This window comes from Adhaeribacter aerolatus, assembly GCF_007991635.1.
Classification (GTDB): Bacteria; Bacteroidota; Bacteroidia; order Cytophagales; family Hymenobacteraceae; genus Adhaeribacter; species Adhaeribacter aerolatus.
On the sequence record NZ_BJYS01000039.1, the window covers coordinates 32,192 to 48,172 of the forward strand.

Annotated in this window: 12 protein-coding genes; 1 reads left to right on the plus strand and 11 read right to left on the minus strand. The window is 45.3% G+C overall.

Going from position 1 to position 15,981, the window contains the following annotated elements:
• Window position 1 precedes the first annotated feature (1 nt).
• The 4 genes from AAE02nite_RS21110 to AAE02nite_RS21125 all read right to left on the minus strand — a co-directional run bounded on the left by AAE02nite_RS21110 (window position 2) and on the right by AAE02nite_RS21125 (window position 7,062).
• On the minus strand, window positions 2–1,132 hold the full coding sequence (locus AAE02nite_RS21110; RefSeq protein WP_146902763.1) for an efflux RND transporter periplasmic adaptor subunit: 1,131 nt from the start codon (window positions 1,130–1,132) through the stop codon (window positions 2–4).
• A gap of 4 nt (window positions 1,133–1,136) precedes the next feature.
• Entirely contained in the window at window positions 1,137–4,295 is a 3,159-nt protein-coding gene (locus AAE02nite_RS21115) for an efflux RND transporter permease subunit (RefSeq protein ID WP_146902766.1), read from the minus strand.
• A gap of 79 nt (window positions 4,296–4,374) precedes the next feature.
• Window positions 4,375–5,778: a TolC family protein gene (locus tag AAE02nite_RS21120; protein ID WP_146902769.1), complete on the minus strand. Its 1,404-nt coding sequence runs from the start codon at window positions 5,776–5,778 to the stop codon at window positions 4,375–4,377.
• A gap of 480 nt (window positions 5,779–6,258) precedes the next feature.
• Window positions 6,259–7,062, minus strand: a complete 804-nt coding sequence (locus AAE02nite_RS21125; protein ID WP_146902773.1) for a hypothetical protein — start codon at window positions 7,060–7,062, stop codon at window positions 6,259–6,261.
• 195 nt (window positions 7,063–7,257) lie between these two features.
• Here AAE02nite_RS21125 and nfi point away from each other — a divergent pair, with 195 nt between their 5' ends.
• A complete protein-coding gene (gene nfi, locus AAE02nite_RS21130; RefSeq protein WP_146902776.1) occupies window positions 7,258–7,932 on the plus strand; it encodes a deoxyribonuclease V in 675 nt (224 codons plus the stop codon).
• Between the two features lie 31 nt (window positions 7,933–7,963).
• Here the strand turns inward: nfi and AAE02nite_RS21135 are convergent, their stop codons facing one another.
• From AAE02nite_RS21135 to AAE02nite_RS21165, 7 genes are all read right to left on the minus strand, one after another.
• Window positions 7,964–9,085, minus strand: coding sequence for a vWA domain-containing protein (locus AAE02nite_RS21135; protein WP_146902781.1), 1,122 nt, complete (start codon window positions 9,083–9,085; stop codon window positions 7,964–7,966).
• Window positions 9,082–9,999 (minus strand): AAA family ATPase, encoded by a 918-nt coding sequence (locus tag AAE02nite_RS21140; protein WP_246151210.1) that lies wholly within the window; start codon window positions 9,997–9,999, stop codon window positions 9,082–9,084. Before AAE02nite_RS21140 ends, AAE02nite_RS21135 begins: the two co-directional genes overlap by 4 nt.
• A 402-nt stretch (window positions 10,000–10,401) precedes the next feature.
• A complete protein-coding gene (locus tag AAE02nite_RS21145) occupies window positions 10,402–10,869 on the minus strand; it encodes a DUF3224 domain-containing protein (protein ID WP_146902784.1) in 468 nt (155 codons plus the stop codon).
• A 64-nt stretch (window positions 10,870–10,933) separates the two neighbouring features.
• Entirely contained in the window at window positions 10,934–11,770 is an 837-nt protein-coding gene (locus AAE02nite_RS21150) for an FAD binding domain-containing protein (protein ID WP_146902787.1), read from the minus strand.
• Between the two features lie 89 nt (window positions 11,771–11,859).
• Entirely contained in the window at window positions 11,860–14,247 is a 2,388-nt protein-coding gene (locus AAE02nite_RS21155) for a xanthine dehydrogenase family protein molybdopterin-binding subunit (RefSeq protein WP_146902790.1), read from the minus strand.
• On the minus strand, window positions 14,244–14,726 hold the full coding sequence (locus AAE02nite_RS21160) for a (2Fe-2S)-binding protein (RefSeq protein ID WP_146902794.1): 483 nt from the start codon (window positions 14,724–14,726) through the stop codon (window positions 14,244–14,246). The genes AAE02nite_RS21155 and AAE02nite_RS21160 overlap by 4 nt, the downstream gene beginning before the upstream one ends.
• A 328-nt stretch (window positions 14,727–15,054) precedes the next feature.
• Window positions 15,055–15,558: an SRPBCC family protein gene (locus tag AAE02nite_RS21165; protein ID WP_246151211.1), complete on the minus strand. Its 504-nt coding sequence runs from the start codon at window positions 15,556–15,558 to the stop codon at window positions 15,055–15,057.
• Between the last annotated feature and the right edge of the window lie 423 nt (window positions 15,559–15,981).

Here is a 15,981-nt window from a genome sequence, read left to right on the forward strand (position 1 = left end):
TTTACTCATTTTTTACATTTTTCAGCTCGGTTCCATTGCGAATTTCGTCGGTAGCAACGGCCACCAGTTTATCACCGGGGTTTAATTTGCCATAAATTTCTACTTTATCATCAGCTTGGCGGCCTTTTTGTACTTCAACCCACTCGGCTTTGTTATTGGCTACTTTCACGACAAAAACCTTCTCGGTAGACGCTACCACCGCGCTGGCTGGAACCACAAATGTGCTGTCTTTGGCAGGTAACGGAATATTCACTTCAGCATACATGCCGGGCAACAATTTATGGTTTGTATTAACCACATCCATTTCCAGGCGTTCGGCCCTTAACCTCGAATCGAGGGCACCGGCCATGCGTTTAACTTTGGCTTTAAATTCCTGGTCGGGCAATGATTTTACCGTAAAGCTTACGTTGTCCTGCTGGCTTAATAAACCCGTGTACATCTCCGGCACCGATACTACCAAACGCAACTTATTTTGCTCCTGTAACTCCAGAAGCGGCAACTCCGAACCTTTTCCACTTGGCCCTACGTACGCCCCCGGACTAACATTACGGGCGGTAATAACCCCATTAAAAGGTGCCCGTATTTCGAGGTAATTGCGGGTAGCTACTACGGCCCGGTAAGCGGCTTTGGCGGCTTCTAAGTTCGCTAAATCTGAATTTTGTTTCGCCAGCGCCTGGTCTAAATCGTTGGGTGAAATGGTGCCAGGTGTTTTACTGGTTTCGTATAATCGGTTGTAGTGGGCTTTGCTGGCCGTATACAGCGCCTCCTGCGATTTTAACCGCGATTGTGTTTCGGCCAATCGGGAATTCAGTTCGGGTGCTTCCAGACTTACGAGCAATTGCCCTTGCTTTACTTCCGAACCTACATCTACAAATAATTTCCGGACGTAGCTGCTTTCCTTTGCGTACAAATCTACTTCCTGGTAAGGCAATAATTCGCCGGGAATCTGCAGCGAAGAGGATAATTTGCCTTTTTGTAAAGTTATTACCGCCACTTCTGGTTCGGTTACCTGTTCCTGCTGCTCCGCCCGGGAATCGGCGGTATGGCAAGCCGATAAACTTTGCAGGAGCAAAAAACCTCCGGCTAAAATTAACTTACTCCCGTGCCGGGTATATTTTATCAAATTCTTCATCTTACTAGGCTGGAATATAATATTTACTTTCTTTGTCGGTGGGGTCTAACGATACCGACTGGGTGGTGGCTTTACCCTGTACCCAGGCAAAAGCCAAAGGTAAAATCAACAGGGCCGCAAAAGTAGAAGCTACCAGGCCCCCAATTACGGCGCGTCCTAAGGGGGCTGTTTGTTCCCCGGCTTCACCAAAACCGGCTGCCATCGGAATCATACCGGCAATCATGGCTAAGCTTGTCATTAAAATGGGCCGTAACCGAATACCGGCAGCTTCGTGGGCCGCCGTTACCGCGTTGCCGCTCTGGAGGCGCAACTGCTCGGCGTTTGTAATAAGCAACACCGCATTCGACACCGACACGCCCACCGACATAATCATGCCCATGTAGGATTGCAGATTTAAAGTTGAGCCCGTTAACAGCAGCAACGCTAAAGAACCCAACAACACCGCCGGCACCGTAGACAGCACCACTAACGATACTTTAAAAGACTGGAAATTAGCGGCCAGCATCAGAAATATTACCACAATGGCAACCAATAAACCAGATTGCAAACTATCGAGGGTTTCGTTCAGGGTCTGGCTCAAGCCTTTCGATTCGATGGTTAACCCGCGCGGCAATTCGCCCAGGGAGGCAATAGCGGCGTCCACATCGGTGGAAGCGGTACCTAAATCGGTTTGGTTTAAGTTGGCGGTTACTGAAATTACCGGTATAGCTCCCAGATTGTCGTTTTCGCCGTAAGCGGTAGCGGGTTCTATATCGGCTACATCGCTTAATACGGGGCGAGCGCGGTTCGCCATTAACGGAATTTCACGTATATCGTTAATGCTGGCCATGTTGTATTCCGGTACCGAAACCTGCACGCTGTAGGTCTGGTTCGCTTTTTCATCAATCCAAACGTTTTTCTCCGTAAACCGCGACGAAGAGGTAGACGCCACCAACGACCGCGAAATATCCGAAATACTTAAACCCAGAGCGGATGCCCGCGCCCGGTCTATATTAATATTAATGGTAGGATACCTTATCGCCTGCCCGATTTGTACGTCGCGCAGATAAGCAATTTCCTTTAATTTCCGGGTAATTTTGTGGGCGTATTCTTCGTTCTGCTTTTTGTTTTTACCCGAAACTTTCACCTCAATGGGTGTTGGCGAACCCTGACTTAATATTTTATCGGTGAGTTCTATCGGCTCAAAAGAAAGCTGTAAGTCGGGCATAGCGGCTTTTATTTCTCGCCGGAACTTATCTTTTAGTTCGTCCATGTCCACGTGGTAACCTTCGCTCAGGTTTACCTGCAATACGGCTTCCTGAGGGCCGCTCATAAACAAGTAAATGGGGCTGGTAGAATATTGCCCCGGGTGCTGGCCCACAAAAGCCGAAGTAATTTCGATATTTTCTTTGCCTACTAGATCTTCGAGCACCCGCAAGGTTTTTACCAGCCGGGCTTCGGTGCGTTCAATCCGGGTACCGTCCGGCGCCCGCAACCGCACCTGAAACTGGCCGCTGTTTACCTTGGGTAACACATCGCGCCCAATGCCGGCTAGCATAAACCCGGTAATGGCCAAAGCTACCAGCACATAAATACTTACTACTGCCTTGCGGGCCGGCAGCATTTTATCAATCCAGGTTAGGAAGCGTAACTGGAATCGTTCAAAACGTCCTGGTTTCTTTGGTTCCGAATGTGTATCGGTCTGGTGATGTTCTTTCATCAACCAGTTGGCCATAATTGGCACAAAGGTCTGGGCGAGCAAATAAGAGGTAACCATGGAAAATCCAATGGCCAGCGACAAGGGCAAAAACAACGCGCCCGGTATACCTTTCATGGTTAAGGCCGGAGCAAAAACCGCCAGAATACAAAACAGAATCAATAACTTCGGAAAGGCAATTTCCTGACAGGCATCCCAGATAGCCAAAGCTTTGGTCTTGCCCATAACCAGGTGCTGGTGAATATTTTCAATCGTAACCGTCGATTCATCTACCAGAATACCAATGGCCAGCGACAAACCGCTTAGCGTCATGATATTAATGGTTTGGTTGAACAGGTGCAGAAATAATACCCCCGAGATTATAGAAGTTGGAATGGTTAAGATTACAATTAGTGCACCGCGGCGATCGCCGAGAAACAGCAATACCATTAACCCGGTTAATATTGCGCCAATGGCACCTTCGGTAATTAAACTTTTCACCGAATTAATCAGGTAAACCGACTGGTCGAACTCGTACGAAAGTTTCACATCGGGCGGCAACATAGCCTGGAAACGTGGCAACGCCTTTTTCAGGTTTTTAACGACTTCCCAGGTAGAGGCATTCGCCGATTTGGTAATGGCCAGGTATACCGACCGCTTGCCGTTTACCAGCGCGTAACCACTCGTTACATCGGCGGCATCTTCTACTTTAGCTACATCGCGTAAAAACACGTTGTGAATAGTCCCTTTGTACAAAGGAATTTTTTCAAAATCTTTCAGTTTCTGAATGGAGGTGTTGGTCGGGGTTATATAATTAAAATCACCAATGCGCACATTTCCCGAAGGCGAGGTTTGGTTATATTCCCGGAGGGCCAGTACCACCTGATCGGGCGTGAGGTTGTGGGCGCGAAGCAACTGCGGGTCTACTTTAATCACAATAGATCGCACGTTGCCGCCAAACGGTGGCGGTGTAACCAGGCCCGGAATAGACGTAAACGACGAACGCAAATAGGTGTTGGCCATATCCTGCAGCTCATTATTGGACCGGATGGGGCTGCTGAGCACTAACTGACCCACCGGCAAGGTAGAAGCATCGAAACGCATGATAAAGGGCGGTTGCGAGCCCTGCGGAAAGAGTGCCTGTCCCCGGTTAGTAAAAGCGGTAACTTCGGCGGCGGCCTGGGCCATATTGGTGCCTTCATAGAAGGTTAATTTCATCAGCGTTAAGCCCTGAATATTGCGGGTTTCGATGGTTTTAACGCCGGCCACGTACAGCATTAGGTTTACGTACTGCTTCCCGAAATAAGCTTCCATCTGGGCCGGTGCGTACCCGCCATACGGGTGCGAAATGTAAATAACTGGCAGGTTCAGGTCGGGGAAAATATCTATTTTAATCGTGCGGATAGCGTTAATGCCAAAGAAAAATAAACCGGCAACCAGCACCATGATGGTGATGGGTTTCCGCAGCGCTCCTCTTATTAAATCCATTTCGGGTAAGGTAAAAAGTAATAAGTTGTAAGTGATAAGTTTTAAGTCTCCGGAGGACTAGTTCTGATTTTTTGGTGGCTTAGAACTCATTGGTAAAAATGGAAATATCGCCGGCGGCGGCCGCTTTGAACAACAAGGCTTGCCACACGTTGCTATGGGCAATATCGCGGTCAATTTCGGCCCGGTTCAGGGTATAAAGTGCCTGGGTAATATCTACCATAGTCGCCAGGCCATTCCGGTACAAAGCGTTTTTTTGGGTGTAAGCATTAGAAGCTGCCTGAATCTGGTTCGGGGCTTCGCGGTAATTACTCAGAGCATTCTGAATTTTCGTTTCGGCTAAAGATAGTTGGGCGCTAAGCTGCTGGTTTACCAGATCGTATTCGTTTTGGAGGGCCTGCGAGGTAAAGGCCTGGGCTTGTACCTGTTGCTGCACCCGCAAATTATCCGTCAGGTTCCAGACCATGCCCACCCCAAACAAGTAGTTGCCCCGCGTAGGTGTAATGCCCTGCCGGAAATTTTTGGTATAAGCCTCCGGATTAATATTGTAATCGTGGCTAAATCCTGAACCGCGGGCTTGTAATACACTGAATACTGAAAAAGTAGGGTAATTAAAAGTCCGGAAATATTTCTCACGTTGCCGGCTTAAGTTTATCCGCTGGCGGTAAAAACTTAATATTGGGTGATTATCGGTCGGAGTTGTGGTTGCCGCCGCAAAGGCAACCGGCACGCGCGTTACAAACAGGCTATCCAGCAAAAAAAATTGCGATGGTATTCCCAATAGTTGCGCCAGTTGGTTGGCTTGTTCCTGTTCTGTATCTAAAGAGCGGGTAAGGGCAATTTTGGCGCTCGAAACTTCCGCATTGGCCAGCGACGTATCCACGCCGGGGTTGAGGCCATTTTGGGCGCGGGCGACTACCACCCGTTTTAGGGCTACTGCTCTTTCCAGATTTCGTTCCTGCGACCGCGAGAGCCGTTGGGCGGCTTGCAAGTTTAAATAAGCGCTGGCTACCCGCACCTGGTGCTGAAACTGCTCTTGTACCAAATCGGCTTGGTCCTGGTTATTCGCCGCTTTGGCAACTTGTATTTTTTCGCGGGCTTGGCCAAAAGAGAAAAAATCCCAGTTTACATTCGCCAGGTACAGGGCCCCAAAGGCGGCATTCCAATTCTGGGTTTCCATGGCTGGCCCCGATGAAGAAGAATTCAACCCCCGGAATCCGTAAAAAGCGCCATTTTGCCCGTTAATGGTACCGTAATCGTGCTGGCCCGAAACGCTGAAATTGGGAAGATAATCGCGCTGGCTCTGCCGGACTGCCGCCTGCGATGCCTGGGTATAATTGGCTTTGGCTTTTAGGGTACCGTAGTTAGTCAAGGCCGTTTGTAAGGCCTCGGTCATGGTTAAAACCTGGTTTTGCCCTTGGGCCAAGTAAGCCAACAATATAAATATGAAGGTAAGGCTACTGCGAATACTTAATCTCTTGAACATGCAGGATAATATCAGCTTCGGAGATAAAGTACAGAAAACGCCGGCTGAATATTAAAAATTTAGACCTTATGTGTAATCTTTAATAATTTTATCTCAATAGGCCTAAATTATTTAATCCAAAAGAATAAATCTATATGCAAGGCTTAAAATTTAATTAATTATTTCTGCGGCATAATTTGGCATAAAAGATTACCGGAAATTCCAGTGGTTTTAAACCTACGGCTCCGTTATAAATTGCTGTTAGAAATGAAATAATTTCCTGATTTAACCAATTAATTATAGCCGCTGCCTCTACTGCGTGTTTTCCTCATAGCTATCCGGTTTAGCACAGCCTTGCATTGCCCGGGCGCTTTAGCCCCAGGTTTAAGGTACCCCTGATTAAAGTCAGGGGCAATTTAGAGTCAGGCGATTGAAAAAAGTGCTTGGTTACCTTTTTCCACAATAGTTAATTCCAATAAGTTGTAGGGTTATCTATAAGATTTATTCGGTACAGGCATATTCCCGGATAATTTCTAAAGTATTGGTATCGGATTGCCGGGTTTGTTTAGTAGGAAGGCCTCTTGCGTTATATTCGTAGGTATAAGTATAATTTTTAATTAAATCCGAAAGATGAAACGTTTCTTTTTCGGTGGCAATATTATTTTTTGAAATGATTTCGGCCCCAAGCCCCAGGTACGTAGCGTTCAGGTAAGGATTATTTTGGTTATCGTAAGTATACTCCGTGGTTAAGTCGTTTACCTTAGAAGTACCATTTACAACAAACTCCTGCACCTTACTGATATTCTGTTTAGCATCATAAGTATATTCAGCCAGGCGATAATTCATAGCAGGGCCGTCCGGATTAAAAGATTTTACCTGCTCTATTTTATTTGTGCCGGAATAAATTAAAATTTTATCATACTCGTGCTTAAAGGTATTACCTGCTGTTTTGGTATAAAAAGCTATTTTTTCGAGCAGGTTTTTACTGTTATAAGTAAAAGCAAAATAGCTGAATAAGGTACCATCCGATAATTTAAAACTTTCTTTAAGAACCCGCCCGGCAGCATCGTAGTCGTATTCTTTATAATAATTTTCGTTGCTAACCGCATCTTTGGCATGATTGGCTTTCTTCAGCCGCTTTTGGTTGTCGTATTCATAAGTAATGGCATCGGTACCGGCAAACGTTATTTTAGTAAGCAGGCAGGTATTTAAATCTTTACCAGGTTTTACCACGTCCTCATCGTTTTTGCAGGCAAGTGCAAATAATAAGCAAAGCAAAACGGCACTCAAATTAATCTTTTTCATAGTGTTTTTTTAGGGGTAATATTTTAGGTCTGTGCGTTAAAGATTCCGGTACAAGCTCATTGGTTGCATGTGGCTTTAATAATTTTAAACTAGTTAGTTTCTATTCCGAAAACCGTAAGTAACTAAAAGGTTAGAGCCTACGTGTTAGGGTTAAGGAATATTCTGCCAGACTTAAAACCCAATATTTTTCGGTTTATGTATTATCGCCCGCAACCGCCCGCCGACCCCGAATTAATTCGCTCGTTAACGGAGCGCCAAAAAGAAATGAGTCAACAGGTAATTATTCAAAAGCCTGATTTTACCTTGCGCACCCTGGCCGGCTGCGATTCTTCTTTTATCGGCGAGAATATTTTATCGGTGTTTGTGCTGCTGCGCTACCCGGAACTGGATATTCTGGAAATACAGTATAACTATGTGCCCGTGGAAATGCCTTATGTACCGGGTTTCCTGGCATTCCGGGAAGCGCCTAATTTGCTGAAGGCTTACGAAAAGCTGGAAACCAAACCCGACCTGATTATGGTAGATGGCCATGGTATTTCGCACCCGCGCCGGTTAGGAATTGCCAGCTATTTAGGGGTGTTGCTGCAAAAACCCACCATGGGCGTAGCCAAGAAAATACTGGTGGGTAAATACGAGTTGCCCGCTCCCGAGAAAGGCAGCCTCACGCCTATTTTTCACCGCGATGAACATATTGCCAATACCCTGCGCACCAAAGATAAGGTAAAACCGGTTTTTGTTTCACCCGGACACCTGATGGATTTGGAAACGGCCACGCGCCTGGCGCTGGAGACAGCTCGCAAACACAAACTGCCCGAACCCACCCGGCTGGCTGACCACTACGCTGAAGAACTAAAGAAAGAAGTACGTTAATAAATATTTGATATTATTTAATTCTGCTAGCTCACAGCCATTTAGCCAGCTTTCTTAAACTGTCGACGTTATGCACGGGGGCTAATACATTAATATATGGAATGGCGGTTTGCATACCGGCTACTTCGGGCCGGTAACCAGCATATCCGGCCAGCGGATTTAACCATATAACCTTCTTTGCTTTTTGCTGCAATATTTTCATACTCTGCTCAAGCAATTGAATGTCTCCGGTATCCCAGCCATCGCTTAATATTAGCACAATGGTGCGTTTATCCAGTAACCGGGCGGCGTAGTCGGTAATAAAGGTATGCAGGCTTTCCCCGATTTTAGTACCACCTTGTAAGCCGTAATTTTGGGCACTCAAAGCCTGTAACGCATGGGCAAAATCGTGGTGTTTAAGGAGAGAGGTGATAGAATGCAGAGAGGTGCTGAAAGCAAAAGTTTCGAGGTGACGGAATACCTGCCCGAAGGAATAAATAAATTGTAAAAGAAAGGCCGTATACAGTTCCATGGACTTGCTAATATCGCATAGAACTACCAGTTTAAGGCGGTTGCGCTTTGGCTGCCGGAAAGCAATATCCATTAACTCGCCCCCTAATCGAATATTTTTTCGTAAGGTCCGGCGCAGGTCGGGTTGCTTTATTTGAGTTGTTTTTTCGTAACGCCGGCTGGCTTGCCCGGCCAATCTCCTGGATAAAGCTTTAATAATTTTCATCATTTCTGCTACATCATCGGCCGGAATCTGGGAAAAATCCTGACAGGATAAATTCTGATGAATACTGTACGCCGCCGTTTGTTCAATCTCCTGGTGGTTATTTCCATTTAGCCAGGATTTTAGCGCCTGGAAAGAAGGTGGGTTGGTACCCGGCTTTGCCCCAGAGGCCGCTTTAGATTTTATTTTAGCGTCTACCGCTTGGCTAATTTCCTGCCAGTACTCCGAAAATAAAGCATCGAATTCTTCTACCTGGTTTTTACTGCGGCAAAGCACGGCTTTCAGGGCCAGCCGGAAAACGGGTTGGGATTGGTAATCTATAAAGCTTAAGCTTTTAAGGGCGGTTGCTTCTTCCTCGGCACTGAGGGCAAATCCTTTCTGGCGCAGAAACCGGCAAAACTGCACGATATTACCGGAGAGCGAGGTTTGGCGCAGAATCAAAGATTATCTAATTTGGAATGAATGCCGGTTTTTTCCAGCAACTGGCTTAAACTCATTTGTACCTGCCGGGTATCGTGCCAGTCTTTCAGCACTACGCCTAAGGTTTGCTCCACAACATTCTTATCCAGGTGGGCAATGTGCAAGACGCTTAAGGCCCTGGCCCAATCGAGGGTTTCGGCAATGCCGGGTGTTTTTTCCAATTTCAACTGGCGGAGTTGCGCCATAAAACCACATATCTGCTGGCTTAGCCGGGCGTCTATGCCGGGTACTTTCTGGCGTACAATATTTAATTCTTTTTCAAAATCCGGGTAATCGATGTACAGGTATAAACAACGGCGGCGCAGGGCTTCGGATAATTCGCGGGTACGGTTACTGGTTAATATTACCTGCGGAATATGCGTGGCCGTAATGGTGCCAATTTCCGGAATGGTAATCTGCCATTCACTTAGTACTTCAAGTAAAAAGCTTTCAAATTCTTCATCTGAACGATCCACCTCGTCTATCAGCAGAACGGGTTTTTGGTGGTGGGTGATGGCCTGGAGCAAAGGCCTTTTCATTAAAAAACTATTACTAAAAATAGTTTTCTCTTTTTCTTCCACCGATTGCTTTTCCTGTTCCAGCATTTTCAGATGCAACAGTTGCCGTTGGTAATTCCATTCGTACAAAGCATGGTTAGCATCCAAACCTTCATAACATTGCAGCCGGATAAGATCAGTTTGCAACACCCGGGCCATTACTTTGGCAATTTCGGTTTTACCCACGCCCGCCGGTCCTTCAATTAATAAAGGTTTGTTTAGTTGCAGCGAAAGAAAAACAGACATAGCCACCGACTGGTCGGTGATATAACCTTGCTTCTGTAGAAGGTGGCTAATATTGGTTAAATTTATGCCGTCCTGGTGGTTATTATTTTCCAATATTTATTTAGCCCTCATTAATAGAAAATTTAATAACTACTTAATGGTCAATATTTTATAATGAAAATGTTCAGTATTTAGACTTAACTGCAGGAATGGCGGCCATTGGTGGTGTTATCACTATAGCCGTCAGGCTAAGACAAATACTACTCATTTTTCTGCTTCAAGTTTAAGCGCAGCGGTAACTTGGAGCTATAGATAAGAGACAGTTTTCAACTGGCAGGAAGTTAAAAACTTACTTTCATAAGAACACCCCAGCTAAAAGCTGGCGCGAGCAGATGTAAAATATTCTAATATATGCCTTACCCAGACGGCTAAAGTGAAAACACATGGCAAATGTCCTTGGTCAGCCAATTATTAATATGCGAAACCGCTTCAATGTAAGGTTACAGTTAAATAAAATTAATCAAAACAAATTTCACCGGTTACATCTTCCGTAAAGGAGCCGTTAGTTGGGTTTACTACGCCTTCCAGAACCAGCGTGCCAGTTGCGCCGGCTAATTTTCCGGTGCCACTACCTTCTATGGCAACCGCGGTAGCAAAAAATTGGGTTCCGATAAAATGCCCGTTGTTAATTTCAAATGCAAGGGTACCTTGCCTGGTAGTAAATACCAGGGTACCTATAAAAGTATCAGGGGTTACGGGTGATGTAAATTCGGCCCGGGTGGTACCATGCAACAAACCACCTCCAATAATTTCCGCTTCGGTTACCGTTACAACTTCCGTAGGGGCACTAAGGATAATACCGTTTCCTTTGGCATTTATTTTATGGCAGCCTCTGATGGCGGGCACCCAAGCTGAGGAAAATATTACTAAAACTGCAATCAGGAATAAACCAATTACGGGTAAAAAGTGATTTAACTTTTTCATAAACTTTAATTTTTAAATTTATATGGACAATTATTTACCTTATGCATAAAGATTTTACCCCCACTCACCTAATGGTCTGAAGGGCTCTTTTCAGATAAACTTTGGCCAGATGTTTCCGGTATTCTGCCGAGGCAAAGTTGTCGCTTAAAATATCAACCCCAACCACGGCGGCATTTTGCGCTTCCTGAATAGCAGCATCATCTAAGGTTTTGTCCGAAACAGCTTTTTCAGCACCTGCATCCCGGAAAGCATAATCGGCAACGCCAGTGTAGGCAATATTTGTTTTACCGTCGGGCAACCTTAATACCGCACAACCCACAATGGCAAACCGCGAGGCCGGATTCTCGAATTTTAAATAAACGGATTTTGAACCTGATGGCGGGATTGGCACCCGGATGGCCGTAATAATTTCGTTTTCCTGCAATTCGGTAGCGAAAAGGCCGGTAAAAAATTCGGTTGCTTTTAGGGTTCTTTTGCCGCTGGTTCCAATTATTTCAATGGTAGCATCTGCCGCCAGCACCAGGGCCGGCCAGTCGGCGGCTGGGTCGGCGTGAGCCAGGCTGCCACCCATGGTTCCCCGGTTACGCACCTGTTCGTCGCCAATCATTTTAGCCGCATCGTGAAAAAAAGGCAGGTGCCGTTGAATCAGGTCGTTGTGCAAAATATCGTTGTGGGTAGTGCCGGCATTAATAACAATTTCGCCGTCTTCTTCCTGGATACCCTTCAGCGCCGGAATATCGCCAATATCAATCAGCAGTGCGGGTTGGTTTAAACGTAATTTCATAGCGGGTATCAGGCTATAACCACCGGCTAATAATTTGCCTTCGCCTCCGGATGCTAAAGAAGCCAAAGCTTCTTCCACACTAGTTACTTTTTTATATTCAAATGCTACAGGTATCATTTTTCAGAATTAAAAGGTTTAAAACAGCTTAAAAAGGTTTAAAGGAGGCGCTTAAATAAATGCTTGCCAACTTTAAATATTTCAATTGCTTATTCATTAACAGGCGCTTGCATGGCGCGCCAAACCCTTTCGGAAGTGAGTGGCATGCGAATATCTTTCACCTGGTGGCCGCCACTCCATAAAGCATTGATTACGGCGTTCACAACGGCGGGCGTGGAACCAATGGTTCCGGCTTCGCCGGCTCCTTTTACGCCCAGCGGGTTATGCGGACAAGGCGTAATTTGGTTGGCAGTTTCAAACATAGGAAAGTCATCGGCCCGCGGCATGCAGTAATCCATGTAAGTGGCATTGGTTAGCTGGCCATTGCTGTCGTATTCGGCCCCTTCAAACAAGGCTTGCCCTATACCCTGCGCCACGCCGCCGTGAATTTGCCCTTCCACAATCATGGGGTTAATAATATTGCCCACATCATCCACGGCGATAAACCGCTGCAGGGCAACCTTGCCGGTATCTTTTTCTACTTCTACTACCGCAATATGGCAGCCAAACGGATAAGTAAAGTTTGCAGGATCATAGAAGCTGGTGAAATCTAAACCTGGTTCTAAGTCTGCTGGATAGATATGCGGCACATAGGCGGTTAAAGCCACATCACCAAAACTTATTGATTTATCGGTGCCTTTAACGGTAAATTTACCTTGGTCAAATTCCAGGTCATCGGCATTAGCTTCCAGGCGGTGGGCAGCAATTTTCTTGCCTTTTTCTATAATCTTTTCGATACTCTTCACAATAGCAGTACCACCTACCGCCAAGCTTCTCGAACCATATGTACCCATACCAAAAGCCATACTATCACTATCACCATGCACAATTTCTATATCGGCTATGGGAATGCCAAGTTTGCTGGCTACTATTTGTGCAAAAGTTGTTTCGTGCCCTTGGCCATGTGCATGAGAACCGGTGTATACACTTACTTTACCAGTTGGCTGAACCCGGACTTGCCCCATTTCGTACAAGCCGGCGCGGGCACCCAAAGCGCCTGCCAAAGCGGATGGAGCTAAACCGCAAGCTTCTATATAAGTAGAAAAACCAACACCTAATAAAGTACCATTCTGAGCAGATTCCAGCTGCTTTCTGCGGAAATCTTCGTACCCTAGCATTTTCAATCCTTTTTCAAGTACGCCTTGATAATTACCACTATCATATAATAAAGCTACCTGGGTTTGATAGCCCGGTTGGTTTACTCCATCAAAAGGAGGAACAAAGTTTTTCATCCGTAGTGCTGCCGGATCTTTACCCATTTCAAGTGCTGCCAGATCCATTAACCGCTCCAGCAGATAGGTAGCTTCGGGGCGACCTGCTCCCCGGTAAGCATCTACTGTAGTTGTATTGGTAAATACACCTGTTACATCCACATTTATTTTAGGTGTTGTATAAAGTCCTTGCATTAATGTACCATATAGGTAAGTGGGTACAGCCGGACCGAATGTACCCAAGTATGCTCCCAGATTGGCATAGGTTTTTACGCGTAAGGCTAATATTTTTCCTTCCGCATCAAACCCCATTTCTGCTTTAGTAACATGATCCCGTCCGTGAACATCTGAAATAAAACTTTCACTACGTTCGGCCGTCCATTTTACCGGTCTATTGATATTTTTTGATGCCCAGGTGAGTACCGCCTCTTCTGCATAATGGTCGCCTTTGCTTCCGAACCCCCCGCCAACATCAGGGCCAACTATCCTTAATTTGTGTTCTGGAATACCTAATACAAACGTTGATAAAAGCAAACGGATGAGGTGAGGACTTTGCGTACTGGTATACAGGGTGTACTTTTCGTTAGCTTCATCATAAAACGCATTGTAGCTCCGGGGTTCAATTGGATTGGCAACCAAGCGTTGGTTTACGAATTCCAAGGTAGTAATGTGCGCTGCTTCTTCCATGGCCTGATCAACTTCAGCAATCGGATTACCTAAAGCCCAGTCATAACAGATATTGTTGGGAACATCTTCATGTACCAATGGTGCTCCTGTTTTTACTGCTTCAGCCGCATTAATAACTACGGGTAGTTCTTCATAATCTACCATGACCATTTGAGCAGCATCTTTGGCCAGTGCAGCGGTTTCGGCAATAACCACTACTATGGGATCGCCTACATGCCTTACTTTACCGTCGGCTAGCAAAGGATGCTTAGGTTCCTTCATGGTATCACCGTTTTTGAAATTTACCTGCCAGCCGCAGGGTACGCCATTAATGGCGGCTACATCGGCACCGGTGTAAATGGCTATTACACCAGGCATAGTTTTTGCAACTTCTAAATCTATCCCTGATATATTGGCGTGGGCATACGGGCTTCTTACAAAAGAGGCGTGGGTTTGCAAGGGCAGCACAATATCATCGGTGTACCGGCCTTTGCCGGTAATAAATCTTTTATCTTCTACCCGTTTCACGGATTTCCCGATCATGCCATTCGTGGTGCTCATGCGGGTACCTCCTCTTTATTAGCTATTTTAGCGGCAGCATATTGCACCGACTTTACAATATTCTGATAACCAGTACAACGGCATAAATGGCCTTTCAGGGCGTGGCGAATGTCTTCTTCGGATGGCTCAGGGTTGTGCTTTAAATAATCGGTCATGGTCATGAGAATACCCGGCGTACAAAAACCGCATTGCAGGCCGTGCATTTCTTTAAAACCTTCCTGCAACACGTGCAATTCTCCGTTAGGCGCTAATCCTTCCACGGTAAGTATTTCGCAACCATCGGCCTGAACGGCAAACATGGTGCAGCTTTTGGTAGGCTTGCTGTTTACCTGAACCGTGCAGGCTCCGCAAATGCTGGTATCGCAGCCGACGTGGGTACCGGTCAGGTGCAATACATCACGCAGGTAATGCACCAGCAATAATCGCGGCTCAACTTCGTGGATATAGTCAATGCCGTTGACTTTTACTCTAATTTGCATAGTGGTGGATTTATAGTTTAAGAAATTGAATCTCGAATTCAGTTTGGTTTTCCATTTCTGCCTTTAAGATTTAGAAATATTTAAAAGAAAACCGGCTTTATTGGTTGATAAACTAATTCAGAACGGAGAATAAAATTTGAATAAACTACAAGATCATCGGTAGACCTAAATAGCCACCCTTTTCTCCTCTTATATTAGGAGGGGAGCTTTCCCGTCACTACAGCCATTGGTTAAGTACCTGAACCTTTATCTAAAGAGTTATAAAATCCAGATCAGGTGCTTTGAGTTATATGTTGAATAGATAAATATTCTAGTGCTCACTGTTCTGTTAAGAAGCAGATTGAGCGAGTTCTTTTTCCAGGTTAGTAAAAAATTGCTTGGTTAAGGTGTTAGCCACGCCGCCAATAACCCGTTGCCCCATACCGGCCAATATACCGGAAAGCCGGGCATCACCATCAAAAGAAACTTCAGTGTGATTATCATCGACGGGCAATAAATTCACTTTTACGGCAGCGTTGGCATTGCCCACTTTACTGCTCTGCTGCACTTTTAAGGTAAAGTTTTTTTCTTCCGTTATGTCCTCTAATTGCATGTTGCCGGAGAAGGAGCCATTTACCGGACCCAGTTTAATTTGGAGCGTAGATACAAAAGAATTTTCACCGATTTGTTCCAGCGAACTTACGCCCGGCATTATTCTGGCGAGCGTATCTATGTCCATTAATTTTTCCCATACTTGGGCTGGGGCTGCATTCAGAACTTGTTTGCCGGTTAGCTGCATAGGCTTAGAAGAAAACCAGGTTAAGTTATCTTTATGGATTTTACTATTCAGCACTAATTATTTAGCGCTGGAAAATAATTTAAACAGGCGAGGGAATAGCAGCGAGCGGTATTCCGGTTTTGAAAAAGAAAAAATGGTTAACCACTGCTTTCCTTCTTAGTAAAGAAGATTATTATAAATTTATAAATTAAAAATTATATAGCTACAAATTTCTTTATTATTTTTCCGGGATTATTTGCACTGCTCACCTTTCTAACTGGACACAAAATTTTTGTACAGGCTTTTAGGCAATAAAATCAGCAAGCATCAGGATAAATTAATAGAATTAGCAGCCTCCAATAAGCTGTCAAAGTTTTTTTGCTTTTGGTTTATCGTTTACCCGTTTTAACGACCGGAAAAATATCATCAATAAATTTTAAATTTTTAATCTCTGCATTTCTCTTTGGCCAACCATTACGCCGAAGTTTTGAAGAAAGA

Bases quoted from the DNA above. Each gene is read 5' to 3' on its own strand.
- AAE02nite_RS21125 (WP_146902773.1), bottom strand. From the start codon at position 7,062: ATGAAAAAGATTAATTTGAGTGCCGTTTTGCTTTGCTTATTATTTGCA.
- AAE02nite_RS21115 (WP_146902766.1), bottom strand. From the start codon at position 4,295: ATGGATTTAATAAGAGGAGCGCTGCGGAAACCCATCACCATCATGGTG.
- AAE02nite_RS21145 (WP_146902784.1), bottom strand. From the start codon at position 10,869: ATGAAAAAGTTAAATCACTTTTTACCCGTAATTGGTTTATTCCTGATT.
- AAE02nite_RS21150 (WP_146902787.1), bottom strand. From the start codon at position 11,770: ATGATACCTGTAGCATTTGAATATAAAAAAGTAACTAGTGTGGAAGAA.
- AAE02nite_RS21110 (WP_146902763.1), bottom strand. From the start codon at position 1,132: ATGAAGAATTTGATAAAATATACCCGGCACGGGAGTAAGTTAATTTTA.
- AAE02nite_RS21120 (WP_146902769.1), bottom strand. From the start codon at position 5,778: ATGTTCAAGAGATTAAGTATTCGCAGTAGCCTTACCTTCATATTTATA.
- AAE02nite_RS21160 (WP_146902794.1), bottom strand. From the start codon at position 14,726: ATGCAAATTAGAGTAAAAGTCAACGGCATTGACTATATCCACGAAGTT.
- nfi (WP_146902776.1), top strand. From the start codon at position 7,258: ATGTATTATCGCCCGCAACCGCCCGCCGACCCCGAATTAATTCGCTCG.
- AAE02nite_RS21155 (WP_146902790.1), bottom strand. From the start codon at position 14,247: ATGAGCACCACGAATGGCATGATCGGGAAATCCGTGAAACGGGTAGAA.